Source organism: Paraglaciecola mesophila (assembly GCF_009906955.1).
GTDB classification, from domain to species: Bacteria; Pseudomonadota; Gammaproteobacteria; order Enterobacterales; family Alteromonadaceae; genus Paraglaciecola; species Paraglaciecola mesophila_A.
Genome location: NZ_CP047656.1, coordinates 1,111,089 through 1,129,565 on the forward strand (window position 1 = coordinate 1,111,089; position 18,477 = coordinate 1,129,565).

At 42.9% G+C, this 18,477-nt stretch carries 16 protein-coding genes; 9 read left to right on the forward strand and 7 right to left on the reverse strand.

Annotated features, from left to right (window positions below; translation table 11 throughout):
- The gene (locus FX988_RS04710; RefSeq protein WP_254700720.1) at window positions 1-1,569 is read right to left on the reverse strand and encodes a GGDEF domain-containing protein; all 1,569 of its coding nucleotides are present in this window, start codon (window positions 1,567-1,569) and stop codon (window positions 1-3) included.
- A 292-nt stretch (window positions 1,570-1,861) separates the two neighbouring features.
- Here FX988_RS04710 and FX988_RS04715 point away from each other — a divergent pair, with 292 nt between their 5' ends.
- The 5 genes from FX988_RS04715 (at window position 1,862) to FX988_RS04735 (ending at window position 6,936) form a co-directional block, all read left to right on the forward strand.
- Window positions 1,862-2,530: a hypothetical protein gene (locus FX988_RS04715; RefSeq protein ID WP_160178564.1), complete on the forward strand. Its 669-nt coding sequence runs from the start codon at window positions 1,862-1,864 to the stop codon at window positions 2,528-2,530.
- Between the two features lie 217 nt (window positions 2,531-2,747).
- Window positions 2,748-4,127, forward strand: coding sequence for a M28 family metallopeptidase (locus FX988_RS04720; RefSeq protein ID WP_007983938.1), 1,380 nt, complete (start codon window positions 2,748-2,750; stop codon window positions 4,125-4,127).
- A 539-nt stretch (window positions 4,128-4,666) separates the two neighbouring features.
- Window positions 4,667-5,116 carry a DoxX family protein gene (locus FX988_RS04725; RefSeq protein ID WP_160178565.1) on the forward strand — a complete coding sequence of 150 codons (450 nt, stop codon included), beginning with the start codon at window positions 4,667-4,669 and terminating at the stop codon, window positions 5,114-5,116.
- A 146-nt stretch (window positions 5,117-5,262) separates the two neighbouring features.
- Window positions 5,263-5,958: a pirin family protein gene (locus tag FX988_RS04730; protein ID WP_160178566.1), complete on the forward strand. Its 696-nt coding sequence runs from the start codon at window positions 5,263-5,265 to the stop codon at window positions 5,956-5,958.
- Between the two features lie 78 nt (window positions 5,959-6,036).
- Complete coding sequence (locus FX988_RS04735; RefSeq protein WP_008303055.1) at window positions 6,037-6,936, forward strand: LysR family transcriptional regulator; 900 nt, start codon at window positions 6,037-6,039, stop codon at window positions 6,934-6,936.
- A gap of 108 nt (window positions 6,937-7,044) precedes the next feature.
- Here FX988_RS04735 and FX988_RS04740 read toward each other — a convergent pair whose 3' ends face one another.
- Window positions 7,045-8,043 carry an NADP-dependent oxidoreductase gene (locus tag FX988_RS04740; RefSeq protein WP_007983942.1) on the reverse strand — a complete coding sequence of 333 codons (999 nt, stop codon included), beginning with the start codon at window positions 8,041-8,043 and terminating at the stop codon, window positions 7,045-7,047.
- A 155-nt stretch (window positions 8,044-8,198) separates the two neighbouring features.
- Between FX988_RS04740 and FX988_RS04745 the strand changes: the two genes are divergently transcribed.
- Window positions 8,199-9,107, forward strand: coding sequence for a LysR family transcriptional regulator (locus FX988_RS04745; RefSeq protein ID WP_160178567.1), 909 nt, complete (start codon window positions 8,199-8,201; stop codon window positions 9,105-9,107).
- A 26-nt stretch (window positions 9,108-9,133) separates the two neighbouring features.
- Here the strand turns inward: FX988_RS04745 and FX988_RS04750 are convergent, their stop codons facing one another.
- The 3 genes from FX988_RS04750 to ffh form a co-directional block, all read right to left on the reverse strand.
- Complete coding sequence (locus tag FX988_RS04750) at window positions 9,134-10,330, reverse strand: GAK system CofD-like protein (RefSeq protein WP_160178568.1); 1,197 nt, start codon at window positions 10,328-10,330, stop codon at window positions 9,134-9,136.
- Between the two features lie 159 nt (window positions 10,331-10,489).
- Window positions 10,490-10,735 carry a Rho-binding antiterminator gene (locus tag FX988_RS04755; RefSeq protein ID WP_160178569.1) on the reverse strand — a complete coding sequence of 82 codons (246 nt, stop codon included), beginning with the start codon at window positions 10,733-10,735 and terminating at the stop codon, window positions 10,490-10,492.
- 129 nt (window positions 10,736-10,864) lie between these two features.
- Window positions 10,865-12,241, reverse strand: coding sequence for a signal recognition particle protein (gene ffh / locus FX988_RS04760; protein WP_160178570.1), 1,377 nt, complete (start codon window positions 12,239-12,241; stop codon window positions 10,865-10,867).
- Between the two features lie 232 nt (window positions 12,242-12,473).
- On the opposite strand from ffh, the gene FX988_RS04765 reads away from it, so the two are divergent.
- Window positions 12,474-13,262 (forward strand): inner membrane protein YpjD, encoded by a 789-nt coding sequence (locus FX988_RS04765; protein ID WP_160178571.1) that lies wholly within the window; start codon window positions 12,474-12,476, stop codon window positions 13,260-13,262.
- Between the two features lie 104 nt (window positions 13,263-13,366).
- A complete protein-coding gene (locus FX988_RS04770) occupies window positions 13,367-14,656 on the forward strand; it encodes an HlyC/CorC family transporter (protein WP_160178572.1) in 1,290 nt (429 codons plus the stop codon).
- A gap of 19 nt (window positions 14,657-14,675) precedes the next feature.
- Here the strand turns inward: FX988_RS04770 and FX988_RS04775 are convergent, their stop codons facing one another.
- Complete coding sequence (locus tag FX988_RS04775) at window positions 14,676-14,867, reverse strand: hypothetical protein (protein ID WP_160178573.1); 192 nt, start codon at window positions 14,865-14,867, stop codon at window positions 14,676-14,678.
- A 69-nt stretch (window positions 14,868-14,936) separates the two neighbouring features.
- Window positions 14,937-15,401 carry a phosphohistidine phosphatase SixA gene (gene sixA, locus FX988_RS04780; RefSeq protein WP_160182096.1) on the reverse strand — a complete coding sequence of 155 codons (465 nt, stop codon included), beginning with the start codon at window positions 15,399-15,401 and terminating at the stop codon, window positions 14,937-14,939.
- Between the two features lie 118 nt (window positions 15,402-15,519).
- On the opposite strand from sixA, the gene FX988_RS04785 reads away from it, so the two are divergent.
- Entirely contained in the window at window positions 15,520-18,300 is a 2,781-nt protein-coding gene (locus FX988_RS04785) for an insulinase family protein (protein ID WP_254700722.1), read from the forward strand.
- Window positions 18,301-18,477 lie beyond the last annotated feature (177 nt).

The following is an 18,477-nucleotide window of genomic DNA, read 5'->3' on the forward strand; positions in this document are numbered from 1 at the left end:
TTAAATTGTACTTTGATTTTCTCGTTTACGAATGTACATCGCATGATCTGCTTTATGCAGCATATCGCTAACGCTAATGTCACTGTGAGCAAAAGTCACGCAGCCTACACTGGCATTTACCTTAATTTGCACGCTGTCAGTGCTGATTTTTATATTGTGAAGACGCTGAGTCATTCTCGCCTTAAGCGCCATTGGTAAAGACTCGTCCTCAAATCGCGCCAATCCCACGAATTCATCTCCCCCTAAGCGCCCTACTGCGTCTTGGTCGCGCATTTGCTTGCGAATAATTTTAGCGATAATTTGTAAAACTTCGTCTCCCGCTTTGTGGCCAAAGCTGTCATTTATTTGTTTAAAATTATCTAAATCAATATACAACAAGCATAAGACCCCGCCGTTCGCTTGATGTTCACTAAGCATTTTTTGCGCGGCGTTTTCCCATCCTCGCCTGTTTAATACTTCACAGAGGGAGTCGGTCATAGCCTGCGCCTGAGCAAATATTTTATCGTTGTTAATCCGCTTGATCCGCTCCGATGTGGCTATCGCCAGTAAAAAACTCTCAATTGCAAATGAGTAGATTAAACCGTAGCGCTCAATAAAAGGACTCAAGTCGCCGAACCATAGGCGAAAGACCATGGCACAACATACGATGCAAGATGCCAATAGCACTAAGCGGGCTGTATGAACCCGTAAATAAGAAGCGTAACCAATTAACGCAAAGGTACACAGCATCAGCAGCATAGTGATAATCGACATCACTGAAGAAAGCCAAGAGAATAATTGCCCCCTTGCTATAAACTGCAACGCGATAGATATAGCTAAGACAAATGCCGCAGGATAGACAACTGTAAAACGGGTAAATCGAGGCCAGCGACGCTGTAAATCAAGCAAGGCGACCACGAAAATGGTGCCACTGAAAACCGTCAATCCAGCAAAAAGTAAATTAACTGAACGATTATTAAATGAGCTGCCATTGAGGAAAAGATCGAGGTTTCCTTCTTGCAAAAGAAAGAATACACCGGCGCAAAGCACGTAATAACAATAGTAGTGAAAACGCTCGTCGTTAAGGCTACGTCCCATAAAGAACAAATAGAAAACCAGCGTGATGCACAAGCCAAAAAACAACCCTAGCAACAAATTGTGTTGCTGCCCCACTAGCGCGTAATCGCGCCAGCTTTGTAGGCGTAAACTGGCGGTAAAATCTTTCTCAGCATCGATTTGAAAAGCAAGCTTAAAATTTCCTTGTGGCAACGCGTAAGCGAGTTGATTTGCAGCCAATGCGCTCTGCTCAACGCCATTTATCAGCAGGACGCTGTGTCGAATAAAGCCATCTTTAGTCATTAACACTCGCGGTTGTTCAAGGGAGCATTGAAATGAAAATAGATTATCAAACTGCGTAACTGGAAGGCTAAGCGCAGCGGCAAGTGTTAAGTCTGACACCTTAGTCTTGTTGTTATCACTCAATAATTGGCAGCGGTCTAATGGCTGGGCAGATACAGAGTGGCTAAACAAACCAAACCCTATCAAAAGAAGGCTTAATAAACGAAAGTGTGCACCTATATTTAGTGCCATGACACTTAGCTTACGCAGAACATGAAAGTACGTCATAGTTAATATATACACGTTATTAGCACTTTTTCCTGTTCAATTTCATCAAGATGTTAAACGCGCTTAAATTCAGTAAAATTTAAATAATATCACTTAATATTTGACTAACTTTTAGTGAATCTCACAGAAAACCTGTAAACCCACATTATTTTAGCTGTCTGAAAACAACAAATAACTATTAAAAACAATAAGTTGGATAATTGGCATAGCAACTGCCTACTCCTCATAATAAACATTGAACACACAATGAGGGATCATGGCTATTCTACCTGTCATATCAGTACTAAGTGTATTGGCATTTAGTCCAACAGCGCATCCGACTTTACAGGCTCCTCGCACACATTTAAGCCCCGTACATTTGAGCAAGAGCCCCGAGGTTTTTAATCAAAGAAATACCGAACTCGGCCTGGAGTACTTTGCCACGCAATCAATTCAGGTTAACGTTGCTCACGTTGGCCTACCTTCAGGCACATCGGTCAGGCGCATATCATCAGTGAACGGGAATGTTTATAGTCCGTTTGAACTTTATGTTTCATCAAGTATTTTTACAGATAGCGGCAACATTACCCTAGGAGCCAACAGTGTTGTGGCGGGCTCCATTAGCACGCACAAAGGCAAGGTTTTACTCGATAGTGTGACAGTGGCAGGAGATATTAAAAGCCAATACGGCGACATATCTCTCAGTGGAAATACATTGATATACGGAGACGTGGTCCTTGGCTATCCAAACGCTCTAAGTCATTGTCACGAGGGTGATGCATGTCACGTTCAACTGACAAATACGCTACCACGAGTACATATTGGCGAAAATGTACGTATTCTTGGTACCTTAGTCATTAACGGTTTAGCGACATTAGAAATAGATAACTCTGCGTCTTTGCTTCAAATTCACTTTAATACCGAGTCATTGGAATATGCGCAATAGTGTGTCTTTTTAATCGCTAGACGACCTTTTAGGCCAACATTAAAACCAAAGCGCCGAAACATACCAACAGAACACTTTAGATTAATTATTGTATAAACCTATGATTGCATTGGCATTCATCTTTAAATCTCGGGGACTGAGCGCATTGTGATACTTCGATGATAGAATAACGATATTATGCGAAGCAATGTTATACATATAATAAGAAGAGGTATGAATGAAACACTTCCATGTCGCCAGTGTCATGTTGGCACTCAGTTTGACCAGTACTATGAGCTTGGCCCAGAGCACCACTGACTATCAAGACCAAGCAAAACTGCATGATATCGCCAAGGCTGTCTCACCTGAACGTATTGAGGCCGATATTCGAACTTTAGTCGGCTTTGGCACTCGCCATACGTTATCTGAAACCGAATCAGATACCCAAGGAATTGGCGCTGCACGGCGCTGGATAAAAAATGAGTTTGAACAGATATCCCAAGCCTGCGGTGGCTGTTTAGAGGTCTATTTTCAAGCGAAAACCATCAGTGGTGAAACGCGAATTCCTGACGCTACCGAGGTGGTCAGTGTTATCGCTGTACAGCGCGGAAGTCACGATCCAAATCGCTATGTGTTGATGTCTGGCGATATTGACTCTCGGGTCTCTGACGTAATGAACAGCACCTCTATTTCCCCTGGTGCTAATGACAACGCGTCTGGTGTCGCAGGGACTTTAGAAGCAGCTCGCGTGTTATCAAAGTATAAATTCAATGGCAGCATAGTGTACGCAGCGTTAGCAGGTGAAGAGCAAGGATTATTCGGAGGTAAAATACTGGCCGAACAAGCTCAAAAAGACGGTTGGCGCATCAAAGCCGTGCTGAACAACGACATGATTGGCAACATAGAAGGCATTAACGGGGTGATTAACAACACCACTGCCCGCATATTCGCTGAAGGCACCCGCCAAACAGAGACACCTGAAGAAGCCCGTGTTCGACGCTTTACAGGTGGCGAAGTTGACTCACCAAGTCGCAATTTAGCCCGTTATATAGACCTGATGGCAGATCGCTACATTCCAAATTTAGATACCATGGTTATTTATCGATTAGATAGATTTGGTCGCGGCGGTCACCATAGACCATTCAATGACTTGGGTTATCCGGGTGTGCGAATTATGGAAACCAACGAGAATTACAATCGTCAACACCAAGACATTCGCAGTGAAAACGGTATCGATTATGGGGATACTATCGAAGGGGTTAACTTTGAGTATGCGGCAAAGCTGACTGCGCTTAACGCAGTATCGCTTGCTGGTATGGCATGGGCTCCCGCCCCTCCTGCGAAAGTAGAGATTAATGGCGCTGTCAAACCAAGCACCACCTTAAATTGGCAAGCGCTAGATCCTAAACAAAATCCACAACTTAAAGGCTATAAAATCTATTGGCGTTACACAGACGCACCGCAATGGCAGTTCAGTCGTTTTGTGGGCAATGTGAATAGCTACACGTTAGACAATATAGTGATCGACAACTACTTCTTTGGTGTGGCCAGTGTGAGTCAAGATGGCGCAGAAAGCCCCGTTGTATTTCCAGGTGCCGCAGGGGCGTTTGGCGAATAAATGGGTACGTAATCGCTCTCTTACAACGTAGGTGCCTTAGGCGCCTGCGTTATGCATAAGACACTGGTAGCGTATTATCTGAGCTACCAAACATGTTTAATCGGTCCAGCTATCTAATCGAAAACATACCTAACCCAGCAACATACTTATCTCGGTAAATATAACTCCCTCAACAGTTTACTTATACTTTTCTCCGCATATCTCCTTGTCCAGTTGTCCAGTTGGCCCCTTGTCATAGTAGAAATAGGCTACATTGAAAATTCGCCGCAAAATAGCGCTAGCGTACTCGTGGTTTCTTGGTCTTTTGTGTTTTGCGTTTGCGTTTGGCCTCACCTACCTTGCTCTCGCTACTTTAATTACTAGCCATTCCATGAAGTTCAAATTTTTTGAATTAACATCTCAAATCATTCTAATTTCATTTCTTTTATCGGCGAGGTACATTTACCCCATCGCCGCAGCTTAATAGTTAATGAGACTAACATGCATGGCAGATTGAAAAGATTGAACACTATTAACATCAAATATTTTGAGGAAAAATCATGAAAAGCACATTTTTGAACAAATTACTCTCATCTCAAGCGGGCTTGTCAGCACTAGCACTGAGAATTCCAGTAGGCATTATTTTTATTGCTCATGGTTCCCAGAAGTTATTCGGAGCCTTTGGCGGGTATGGCCTTGAAGGCTCCGGCCAATGGATGGCATCTATTGGCTTAGAGCCTGGCTACACACTTGCCTTTTTAGCTGGTAGTGCCGAGTTCTTTGGGGGCATAGCGTTACTTGTTGGTTTGCTAACACGCCCCGCGGCAGCGGTTCTCGCTATTACTATGCTGGTCGCTATTTTTAGCGTGCACATTAGCAATGGGTTATTTATGGCAAATAACGGTTATGAATACGCCTTAGCGTTACTGGCTGCCTCTGTGTCCTTAATGTTTTCTGGCGCAGGTAAATTATCGATTGATTCCGCTATTGCCGCGCGTAGTGAGCAATAGCGGCGCTTTTTTCCACGACACTTTTTCCACGACTCTTTCCCCAACGACACTTATTTTCGAAGGAACTTATTGTGGATAAAACATCGGTTCGATGGGGCTTACTTTTGATACAAGTTACTTTTGATTAAACACTGACGGAGGACACCATGATTGATATCCGATTAGCAGCAGATCGCGGACATGCAAACTTTGGATGGTTAGATAGCAAACATACCTTCTCGTTTGGCTCATATCACGATCCAAAGTATATGGGTTACTCGGCACTTCGCGTGATCAACGATGATGAAATAGAGCCTGGTGCAGGCTTTGGTACTCACGGGCACAAAGATATGGAAATCATTAGCTTTGTGACCCAAGGCGTGATTGCCCATAAAGACAGTATGGGCAATGTGATTAACATGCCAACTGGTGAGTTTCAGCTGATGTCTGCCGGTACTGGCGTGACACACAGTGAATACAATGCCTCACAAAGTGAGCCGTTGCATTTATTGCAGATTTGGATAGTGCCTAACAGTAAAGGAGGCACGCCGAGCTACCAGCAAAAAAATTTCGGCGAGCACCAAGGACTTACCCAAATTGTGACTCCGACAGGTGAAAATGGCACCTTGGCAATCAAACAAGATGCTCGATTAAATCAGGTACGGTTAGCGCCTGGAACCAGCATACGTGTTGACATCGATAAGCAGCGACATATTTATCTACACCTAGTTGACGGCACACTTGATGTTAATCAGCAGCGTTTGCACCCTGGGGATGGGGCACAAGTAACTCAACTGGACACGCTGCTATTAGCAAACAATAGCAAGGTTCCAAGTGTGGCTTTAATGTTTGACCTTCCTTGATGAAGATAAAGTACAATTAAGCCAACCTAGCTGCCTTGATCCGTTTCAAGGCAGCTTATTTTGTTTTATGGAGAAAATATGCGCCACGCAGTAACCCTTGACGCACTTAGAGTACTCGAGGCTATTCATAACAAAGGCAGTTTTGCAGCTGCTGCTGAAACACTATTCAAAGTGCCCTCGGCACTGACCTACACCGTCAGCAAGTTAGAGAATGATTTGGGTGTCGCACTATTTGACCGAAAAGGACAAAGAGCCATATTAACACCAGCGGGAAAACTGGTACTCGACGAAGGCATTGAAATACTCAGGGCTGCAAGTGATCTTGAAGAGCGTGTTCAACAGTTAGAGTCTGGTTGGGAATCGAAATTGGTGATCGCCAAAGACACTATCATTAGTGAGGCGCCACTGATTGAATTGATTTCACAATTTTGTTCATTAGATAAACACGTCGAAATTACAGTTATCGAAGAAGCGTTAGGCGGTGGCTGGGACGCGCTGCAATCAAATCGTGCCGATATCGCATTGGGGGTGACAGGTGAATTACCCAAGGGCCAATACGACGTTGCCCTTTTAGGTGAATTAGAATTTGTATTTGCAGTGAGTGCTGACCATCCACTGGCGGATTTTATCGGATTAATTGAGGGGCAGCACATCCGTCAATATCCGTATATTGTTGTGGCAGATAGCTCTCGTACATTACCTGGGCGCACCAGCGGCTTGTTTGACAACAAGCAATTAATCCGCGTGAGCAGTATGTATAGTAAAGCGCGTGCCCAAGCAGCTGGAATTGGGGTGGGTTTTTTACCTATTCATATTGCCAAACCGTTTCTAGATGACGGCAGCTTAGTGGCCAAAGCAACCTCTTTACCTAGACCGCCTATTTCAATTTATTTTGCCAAGGAAAAATCAACCTCAGGTAAGGCCGCCCAGTGGTTCTGGCAAAGGTTGAACCAACATGATTGGCTCAACCCTCAATAAAACGCTTAGGCTAGCAGCGGCGCCAATTGTTAGCTACTAGCAGAGTGCAAGCAACGAGCAGCTTGGCTGCTCGCTTCTCGTCATTTACCCAGCATAACGGCCTAAACCTTATAGTTTCACCATCAATTTGCCGTTATTTTGGCCAGTTAATAACATATTCAACCCATCGACCGCTGATGCTAAGCCATCGAGTACATGTGCTCGGTGTTTAATTTGTCCTTTCATCACATAGGGCGTTAACTTCGCCAATAACTCAGGCACTTGGGCATAATGGTCAGGCATAGTGAAACCTTGAATACTCAAACGCTTCTTAATAATTGGGATCCAATTTGGCCCTGGGCTAGGCTCACTGGTCGCGTAATCAGAAATCATGCCGCATACCGCGATACGACCATGGGCATTCATGTGTTCGAAAATATGCTGCTGTATCGCCCCACCTGTGTTTTCAAAAAAGATATCAACACCTTTAGGTGCAAGCTCTGTCAATTTGGCGTTTATATCATCTGATTTATAGTTTATTGCACCGTCAAAGCCCAGCTCGTTAACTAACCATTGGCACTTCTCATCAGAGCCTGCCACACCGATTACGCTAAGTCCGTCTGCTTTTGCTAGCTGCCCAACAATGGAACCAACCGAACCTGCAGCACCGCTGACAACAATCGTTTCCCCCTCTTTCGGTTTAGCCACGCCATACAAGCCTTGGGTGGCGGTCAACCCAGGTAAAGCAAAAACAGATAGAGCTTGTTCTTCACCGACACCAGCCGGTAATTTATTTAAACCTTGACCTGTGCTGACGAAATACTCCGTCCAGCCGGTCATTCCCATTACCTTTTCGCCCACGGTAAAATCAGGATGGTTACTTTCAATGACTTCGCCAATACCTGAGGAACGCATAACATCGCCTAGGGCCACAGGTGGAATATAGCTTTTTGTATCTGAGCTCATCCAACCAATCATCGCAGGATCGAGAGACATGTAAGTTTGTTTTACTAGGATTTCTCCAGGGCCGGGGCTTGGCATGGCTTTTTCAACCACTTCAAACGTTGATGCTGGAATAGGGCCAGGCTCGGGGCGTTGAATAAGATTAACAGCAGTATAGGTTGACATAATTTATCTCCAATTTAATACATTTAGACATATTCACTGCTTTAGCAGCGTTAAATATATTATTAGGCATTATTTTGTTAATATAACCCCCATAAACGACCAATCTTTATTGCCTTAAAGACAACAATAGAAATAATCTAGCTTATCGAGGATCTATGGATCAACTAAGAGCCATTCGCTATTTCTGCAAAGTGGTGGAAACTGGCAACTTCACCCAAGCCGCCAAATCTTTTCATGTGCCTGCGTCTTCGCTGTCTCGCCGAGTGGCTGATTTAGAGAAGAGTCTTGGGGCCACTTTGCTGAAACGCTCAACTAGAGTGGTGAAATTGACAGAAATTGGTCGTTCCTATTACGCACAGGTCAACGACATTTTGCGACAACTTGAGCTGAGCAACGATACAGTGCGTAGTTATCAAACCGTGCCCACAGGACAACTTAGAATAAGCGCCATGGTAGAGTTTGGGGAGCCAATACTATTCCCCTTGTTAGAAGAGTTTTCACAACGCTATCCGCAAATTGTGCTTGATGTTCGTCTTAGTGATGAACTCTCAGCATTAACCCGAGATGAAGTAGACATTGCTATACGCGGCGGCTATGCCCCGAATGAACGAGTCGTTGCTATTAAACTGATGGAAAACCAATTTGTGGCCGTAGCGAGTCAACAGTACTTGACTCAATTCGGCACCCCTACTTGCCCTAAGGAGCTTAAAAATCATAAAGGGTTGTACTACCGTACACCGAATGGTCCATTACGCTGGGTAAGTGAAATAAATGGTCAGTGGCAAGATGTATCAGCCCCGCCAACCGCTGTTTCAAATAATGGTAAATGGCTTTTAGGAAAAGTATTAGCAGGACAAGGCATCATGATGGCCCCGAAATGGCTGCTTAACGAATATCTAGCCGCTGAAGAATTGCAAGAATTAACACTAACCCCATCTGTAAACATTACCTCGAGCAGTGATTTTGGTATCTATCTTTTGTATCAAAAACAGCGATATTTGGTGCCTAAAGTGAAGGCCGCTGTGGATTTTTTAGTCGCACGCATCAAGCAAATACATGCTTGAGTAGGTCTGTCGAAACGTGCAGCAGTTTAGTTGCCAATAGCTAACAAATTTTTTAATAATAAGTCGTCATTGTAGTAAGGCGCACTGCGCATGGTGACTAAATCACGTTGTACAACGTTAATCCCCATTTCACGTAAACGCTCAAATGGTATGCCCCCTGCGTAATATTTTTCATTTACATCAAGCAAAATAGTACTGATGTATTGTGATGGCTTCAGTGGTTGCTCTGTATGCTTACGTAAATAACTTAATAGAGTCAAAATGCAATCTTCTAACGTCATGCCCAGCTGTTCAGGATCGTGACCGAGATTAGGAATATACACCTTAGGGTTAGGGTTGTTGGCCACGGCTTCTCCCACTCCAACAGGCAAGAGATTGGCTAGAATACTGGTAAAAAAGCTGCCTGGGGGGAAGCAAATCAGATCGGCTTGTTCAATATATTGGCGATTTTTCTTTAATAAATAGCAGTCGACTGGTTCAGGGTTTTCCTCGCTCTCACACAAGTAAAGTTTGGTGATTGCACTGCGCAGCGCTGGCGTCTCTTTTGCTGTCAATAAGTGTTGCCCAACAACTGTGCTACCGTCGTTTAACTCTGCTGCTATATGCAAATTACTTTCAACAATGGGCCTCACTGTACCACGTATATCTAGCATTTGATGAAAAAAATCAATGCCACATTGCAGCCTTTCATCACCAACACATTGATAGTCGACGAACAGCAAATTTCCAATACTCGCGCCCTTTAAATCAAATTCCTGGGGCAAGCACTTAAGTACTCGGGCTATTTTTAGACAAAACAGTTGGCGCTTATTGGCTTGCAATGAAGATACGAGAGGGTCTTTTCCTTCAGCCATTAATTTTAAATGTGCACGTAGTGCCTGCTGGGATGCACTTGAAGAAAGTCGATACCCCAACAGTCGAGCGACAATGTCTTGTTCCCTTGTTCCGTTGTGACTCAGAGCAAGTAAGCGATTTCGTAAGTCCCCTACTCCGGGTAAGGTAAAATGCCGACGAATAGTTGCTGAGCTACCACCTGAATCAAACGGCGTTACGAGATGCACTGAATGATGTGTTGCCGCACTCAATGGCCGACAAAAACCACGTAATGCGCTACCGCCACTAAAAAACAACAGTTTTTTACCTTGATGTGCGAGATATTTCTGAGCGTCCAAGGGAGTAACCCGAGATACAGATTTGGGTTGCAAAGTTTGCTTAACACGCATAAAGAGATGCATTCATATGAAGAGGCTAACCCTGAGAATATTGCTATTATTATGCATAATAGATTACACCTTCAGATAGAAAAGCCAAGGGAGAAAATACCTCTGACACACAAAATCTAGCCAATAAGAATCAACGGCCCAGCGACCAAAGGCTTCGTATCACTGGCTAAAATGAATTAAGCTGAAATGTGGATTGGCCTCTTGGGCTTGCATCGATTGAATTAACGTCAGTGCGACACTTAACTCACCAGTAGAAGACTCTAGCACAATGCATTCTCGCTTGTGCTTATCGTAAACAGTGTCTTTAGCTACACCTTTGACGTTGTCACCATGCCTCAAGGTCAATATTATTGGCATTTTGTATAGGCATGCAATCTCAATATAATCTTGCTCAGCACACTTCATTCATCCACTCCTACAAAGGTTAGGCTTCGACGCAATTTAGCATTTACCCGAAAAAGTAGCCCATCTCCTGTTAAAAAAATAGCCCAACAATGTGGGCTATTAAAACAGTATAAAAGTTTACTTATATGTTTAGCGCGGAGGAAACATGCCTCCCGGTCCGCCTGGGGGCATCATTCCCTTCATGTTACGCATCATTTTTTTCATGCCACCGCCAGACATTTTTTTCATCATTTTTTGCATTTGGGTAAACTGCTTTAATAAGCGATTTACGTCTTGAATTTGCGTACCCGAGCCCATTGCAATTCTTCGCTTACGCGAGCCTTTTATCGTGTCAGGTTTTGCACGCTCAAGTGGCGTCATAGAGTTGATAATTGCTTCCATTTGGTTAAACGACTTGTCATTGGCTTTGTCTTTTACCTGAGCAGTCATGTTACCCATGCCGGGCAGTTTGTCCATCATCGACATCATACCACCCATATTGCGCATTTGTTCTAACTGCTCTTTGAAGTCCTGTAAATCAAAACCTTTGCCTTTTTGTACTTTCTTGGCAAGGCGTTGTGCTTTGTTCTTATCAACTTTACGTTCGACTTCCTCGATTAAACTAAGTACATCTCCCATACCAAGGATGCGCGAAGCCACTCGCTCTGGATGGAAAGGCTCAAGAGCGTCAACTTTCTCCCCCATCCCTAGGAATTTAATCGGCTTACCCGTAATATGACGAACAGACAGAGCTGCACCACCACGAGCATCACCGTCGGTTTTAGTTAAAATAACCCCGGTTAATGGCAATGCTTCGTTAAATGCTTTTGCTGTATTGGCCGCATCTTGTCCTGTCATAGCATCGACTACAAACAGCGTTTCTATCGGCTTTATAGCTTGATGAAGGTCTTTAATTTCCCCCATCATCTCAGCATCAATGTGTAAACGGCCAGCGGTATCGACAAGCAATACATCAAAGAATTTTTTCTTTGCGTACTCAACCGCATCGTTAACGATATCAATTGGTTTTTGTTCAATCGTCGACGGGAAACATTCAACTCCGATTTCTATTGCAAGGGTTTCAAGTTGCTTAATCGCTGCAGGACGATAGATATCAGCACTGACCACAAGGACTTTTTTCTTTTCGCGTTCAGTCAAGTAGCGCGCTAATTTACCGACACTGGTGGTTTTACCTGCACCTTGTAAACCTGCCATTAGCACAACAGCGGGAGGCTGGGCAGCTAAATCTAATCCTTCATTGGCCTGCCCCATGACAGATTCCAATTCCGCTTGCACGATTTTAATAAACACTTGGCCTGGATTTAAGCTTTTCGAAACCTCAGTGCCTACCGCACGCACTTTCACCTGCTCAATAAAACTCTTTACTACAGGCAAGGCGACATCAGCTTCAAGCAGCGCCATGCGCACTTCACGCAACGTGTCTTTAATGTTGTCATCTGTTAATCGGCCGCGGCCGCTAATGTCTTTGAGCGTTTTGCCTAAGCGTTCTGTTAAATTTTCAAACATAGCAAATGGGTACAATATTAATTTCAGATAGACTAATGATACCTAAATTCCACGCAGATAAGAACCAACGACACACAACAAATAAAGTTAATGAGAATTATTGTTAAATACTAGGTATGACAAGGCATAATGGTTATACTCCGACGTCTTGGAGCATTTAGCGTGCGCGTTTTTGCCCTTCGGCTTCGCTCCTAAAATTGCTCAACATCAATACCAAAATCGAGGTTAGATCATGTTGTTAGGCTTAATCTGCTTTTGCCTATATGCTGGCGCTGCTGGCGTTATATTACTGAAGTTTTTTGACCATAAAGGTCCAAATTTAAAGCTGTCTTATGTATTCGCTATGCTTGCTTTAGTAGCTCATGCGTGGCTATTAAATAACGATATTTTTGTCAGCCTTGGCGAAAACCTAAGCATGTTAAATGTCGCATCCCTCGTGGCATGGCTTATCAGCTTAACCATGTTGCTGGCCGCCTTCACCATGCCTAATACTATTTTGCTGCCCGTGGTGTATTCCTTTACTGGAGTAATTATTCTGCTGGATCTGTTTATCCCAGATGCGCATATTATGCACATTGGTTTACGCCCAGAATTAATGATACACATAGGCTTAGCCTTATTTGCCTATGCTTGCTTAGGTATTGCCTTGCTATATGCCTTACAATTGGCCTATATCAATATGCGGCTGAAAGAAAAAAAGGCTTCTTTACTTCATTCTTCTTTACCCCCTTTAATGATGGTCGAAGGAATTCTGTTTAAACTCCTTACCGTTGGCACCATTTTGCTAACGCTCTCGCTAATAAGCGGGTTTGTGTTTTTAGAAAACATGTTCGCTCAAGGACAAGCCCACAAGACTATTTTATCTATCTTGGCGTGGCTGGTGTTTTCCATTGAGTTATTCGGGCATTTTAAGTTTGGATGGCGTGGTAAGCCTATTATTTTCGCTACGATTGCGGGCTCACTACTATTAAGTTTAGCCTATTTTGGCAGCCGCTTTGTCAAAGAAATAATTTTGAGCTGAGCCTGTTTTTAGCCTTTATCTATAGTAAAATAAGCCAACTTTGCTTGAAACGTGGGGAATTTGCCCTTAAAGTTTCGCTTTAACAACCTTTAGGGAATCCTTAGTTGGACGATATATCAACAGGTAGTCTATTTATTCTACTTGGTATTTTAGTATTACTTTCCGCTTATTTTTCTAGCTCTGAAACCAGTATGATGTCGATCAACCGATATCGACTCAAGCACTTGGGTAACGAAGGCAACAAAGGGGCATTGCGTGTCCAAACCTTGCTTGAGCGACCTGACAGGCTAATTGGTTTAATTCTTATTGGTAATAATCTGGTTAACATAGCAGCATCGGCTGTAGCCACTGTTTTGGGCATGCGCTTGTACGGTGATATGGGGATCGCTATTGCCACGGTTGTTTTAACCTTAGTTATCCTTATTTTTTCCGAAGTTACCCCCAAAACAGTGGCTGCACTTTATCCTGAAAAGGTCTCTTTCCCTGCTTCATTTTTTCTTTTACCCATGCTTAAAGTGCTATACCCATTGGTGTTTTTAGTGAATGGGATCACTAACTTTATTCTTAAACTTTTGCGGATCAGCACAGATGACAGTGACAGTGGCAGCCTCAGTAGAGAAGAGTTGCGTACCGTTGTGCATGAAGCAGGGGCAATGATCCCTAAAAAGCACCAAGATATGCTAGTTGGTATCTTAGACTTAGAAAAAGTCACTGCCGAAGACATCATGGTGCCCCGCAATGAAATTGTGGCGATTGATATCAACCATGAGTGGAAAGACATACAGAAACAATTAATCAATTCGCAACACACTCGGGTTTTGCTATACCGTGATAGCATTGATGATGCTGTTGGATTCGTCCATGTTCGTGATGCCTTGCGCTTGCTGTCTAAAGATGATTTTACTAAATCCAGTCTATTAAGAGCAGTTCGCGAAATATACTTTACACCTGAGTCGACCCCGTTACATACCTTGATGTACAAATTTCAAGCCGTGAAAGAACGAATCGGCTTAGTGGTAGATGAGTATGGTGATATCCAAGGCTTGGTGACATTGGAGGATATTCTTGAAGAAATTATTGGTGACTTCACCACCAGTATGGTGCCTGACCACAGTAAAGAAGCTGATACCCAACAAGATGGCAGCGTTTTAGTTGACGGTAGTGCCAACGTGCGAGAGCTGAACAAAGAAATGGACTGGCATTTCCCCACTGAAGGACCAAAAACCCTCAATGGAATTATTTTAGAATATTTAGAGGACATTCCAGAAGCCAATATCAGCTTACGTTTAGCGGGTTACCCTCTTGAAATCATTGAAATGAAAGATAATGTGGTAAAAACCGTGCGTATCATGCCGCAATTTTACTTGGCACAAGATAGTCATAAAGCTGATTAAAGACGTGTGAAAACCTAACTTAGCTTTTTGGCAGAGAATTATTTGCCAACCTATTTTGACGGATTTTTTCTTTTGCTAACTCTACTTTCGTGTTCAGGCTTGTCAGACGATCGTAAATGCTCTGAAGCTCAGTGTCGTGAGTCAGTTGCGCATTTGATACGTGATGTTCTAGTACCTGCTTTAAATAGGCAGGTAAATTTTTGCCTGGCATGAATCTAACCTCTCTAACGAGTTATCGGTTCTCATACTCAAAACTATAGTGGAAGTTTATCCCTTAACTTCATGATGGGTGATAAATGTCCAGCACTGTCCCTGAGTGTGTCGCTGGTTGATAATCAAGCAACACTATACTCGATGTATCAAAAAATAACGAATGTTGCTCTTTGGTTATTTCATCTAGGAAGTAACTAACAAACGGCATATGACTGACAATCAACAACGAATGTGAGACTTTTTTTACGTCTAATAAATAATCAACATAGTCATGTGTCAGCCAGATATTACCGTCAGGAGTAATATCATCTGATATGGCGTGATACTGAACATTCACATTTTCACTTACGCCGTTTAATGTTTGCTGCGCTCTGATATACGGGCTCACCAAGCTCATCTCGATGCCTTGCGCAGAATAGCGCTGCTTTAACCACTGCCCTGCTGCCGTAGCTTGTTGCTGGCCAAACTTCGTTAACTCACGAGAACGGTCGTCATCTTGTACTGGTTCTGCGTCACCGTGGCGCATGATCATAATCTGCATAAATTACTGCTGAATAGTTAACAAACTTTGTTACGCTTAATATAACAAATAAATGTTTGAAAATCCGAGAGTTGAGTGTTTTTTAAGTTATGCTATTTAAGCGCAATATATGACAACAGGATCTAATATTTTGCTTACTCATCACCTCGACGAACGTCACTATCTGTATTCTCAACTCGAGAATGGTTTGAGGGTGCTCCTTGTCGAGGATCAAACCAGCGAAACCTGTGCTGTGGCAGCGACCATAGGCAATGGGCATTTTACTGATCCTGCTGATTGCCTAGGCCTAAGTCATCTTTTAGAGCACATGCTGTTTCAGGGAAATAAGAAATACAAGACGGTTGATGCATTCGATACATTTCTTTCTTTGCACGGTGGTACGGTGAATGCCGCCACGGGCTCAGAATTCAGCCATTATTATTTTTCAGTAAACAATGAAAATCTCTCGACTGCGCTCGATCATTTTAGCCACTTATTAACTCAACCATTATTTGAACTTGAGTCCATTAAAAAGGAAATTTGCGCCATTGACGCTGAATTTTCGTTAAAAATAAATGATGATTTACGAAGACTTTATGAAGTTCATAAAGAAACCTCAAACCCTGAACACCCCTTTAGTCAATTTTCCGTCGGTAACGCCAGCACATTAAATATGTTGAGCCTTAAGGAAGTTCAACAGCGTTTGTTTACTTTGCATCAAAATGAATACGTTAGCCACAATATGACGCTGTGCATTATCAGTCCGTTTGATACGCAAACATGCTTAGATTTTGTTAAAGCGCATTTTGGCTCTCATACAAATAGAGAAGCCCCTCAAACCGCACCGCTTCCAGCGCTTTATTTAAAAGAACAATTGGGGATCAGAATCGATATCGCCCCGCTGAAATCAGCAAGAAGGCTTATCGTGACCTTCGCATTACCCTCTATGCATCATTTTTATCGAACCAAACCACTTTGCATTATTAGTGAGTTATTGGCAGATGAAGGCCCTGACGGTTTACTTTGTCACTTTAAAGCAAAGGGGTTTGCCACAAATATTAGTGTCGGCGGGGGGATTGAAGGCAGTAATTTCCGAGATTTTAACGTCAACTTACAGTTGACCGAAGCCGGTTTAGCCAATATTGACGCTATGCTGCAAACGATATTTCAATACATTGAACATATAAAGCAGCACGATAAAGTTCGATACTTCGATGAAAAAAGCACATTGCTCGCACAAATTTGGCAGTTTGCTGACGCCATAAAGCCGATTGACGAAGCCATCAGCTTATCCAGTGGCATCTTTATTTATACACCCGAGCACCTCATTGCGTCAGAATATATTCTGGATAAGCCGGATCCTGCTGTAATTGACGAGGTGTTAAACTTTTTCACCCCTGAAAATATGCGGGTAAAAGTAGTTTCACCAGCCCCAAAAACAACGCTTGTTAGTCGTTGGTACCATACTCCATATAGCGTTTCTGAGATCCCAACGAGCTTAATGCAAAAACTGCAAAATGCCTCATGTAATCCACTTTTAAAGTTACCCAAAGAAAATCAATTCCTCAGTCGTAACCATTCGCGGATAGCAACAAATGCACAGTATATTATTCCGCAACAAACAATTGACTCAGTAGATTTTAAGGTATGGTTCGGACAAGATAACGAATTTGAGTTACCAAGAGGTGATTGTTACATTTCATTTGATTGCCAAGCAGCTACGCTAAGTGTTGAGGCTGCAGCCACGAAGAAATTATGGATAGCCCTATTAAATAACCATTTTCAGCAACGTTATTATCAGGCTAATGTTGCTGGGTTAAATTATCACTTGTATTCACATCAATGTGGCTTTTCCCTTCATACAAGCGGGTTTAGCGCCAATCAACTCATGTTTGCACATGAACTGACTGAGCAAATCCACACGTTCGAAGATTTCGATAAGCACTTCGAGCAAGTAAAGCAACAGCAGTTGCAAAGTCTGCACAATAATCTGCTCAATAAGCCAATCAACCGCTTATTTACCCGATTATCTGCACTGATGCAGCAAAATACCCACACGCCTCTGAGCATGGCAAACGCCATAGAAAAAACTAGCATAGAACACGTCTATGAGGCGAAAAGCCACATGCTAAATAATAGGTATATTGAGTCTTTAATCTTTGGTAACTGGCACAAAACAGAAGCTGAGAAGTTTTCATCAAGTTTGTACAAGCAACATCAAAAATTTACTGGGCATGGCAAATTATCGCGCAGTGTGTTTGATCTATCTCAGCAGCTATCGCTATTACACGCCCTGCCCTGTAATCACCCAGATGCGGCAGTCGTCATTTATTACCAATCACCCAACGCAAAGCGGCGCGACACGTTGCTGACCATTTTATTAGAGCAGCTTGTGTCACCTGTGTTCTTTAACTTCGCGCGCCAGCAAGCACAGTTGGGCTATTTAGTAGGTAGTGGTTATGTTCCCTTCAACCAGCATCCAGGTATGGCGTTTTACGTTCAGTCACCACAGTATTCCGCCGAGTACTTAATCAAAACGATTCGAGATTTCTTACAAAAATTCGCCGTTGACTTGCAGCAATATCAAAAAAATTGGAGTGACATAAAACAAGGGGTTATGAAACAACTGTGTCAAAGAGATGCAAATTTAAGCATGAAAAGTCAACGTTTGTGGTCTGCTTTGGGTAATCGAGATTATGCATTTTCTCAGAATAAAGATACTGCCAATGAGTTAACCAATATTGAATTTTCCGACCTAATGACATTCGTCAAAGGGTTAGTCATCGGAAAAAATACGGGTGAATTAATACTGTATAGTGATCCGAATAATAAAATATCGGCAAACGAGTTATCTACAGCCCAAGTGCAGGATGTTTTTGAGTTCAAAAAACATACGCCTTTGGTAGAATAAATCATTAAGATTCTGCCGATAGACCGAACAAAACACTGCTTGACGCAAAATCTGTGTTATAGCAGTAAAAAGTAACGATTAAAACTTGTTAAGGCCCCGTATTTTAGGCATATTTACCACAATGGATGCTATGGATAGGTTCCTAAATATTAATAATTACAAAGCAGAAAAACTGCT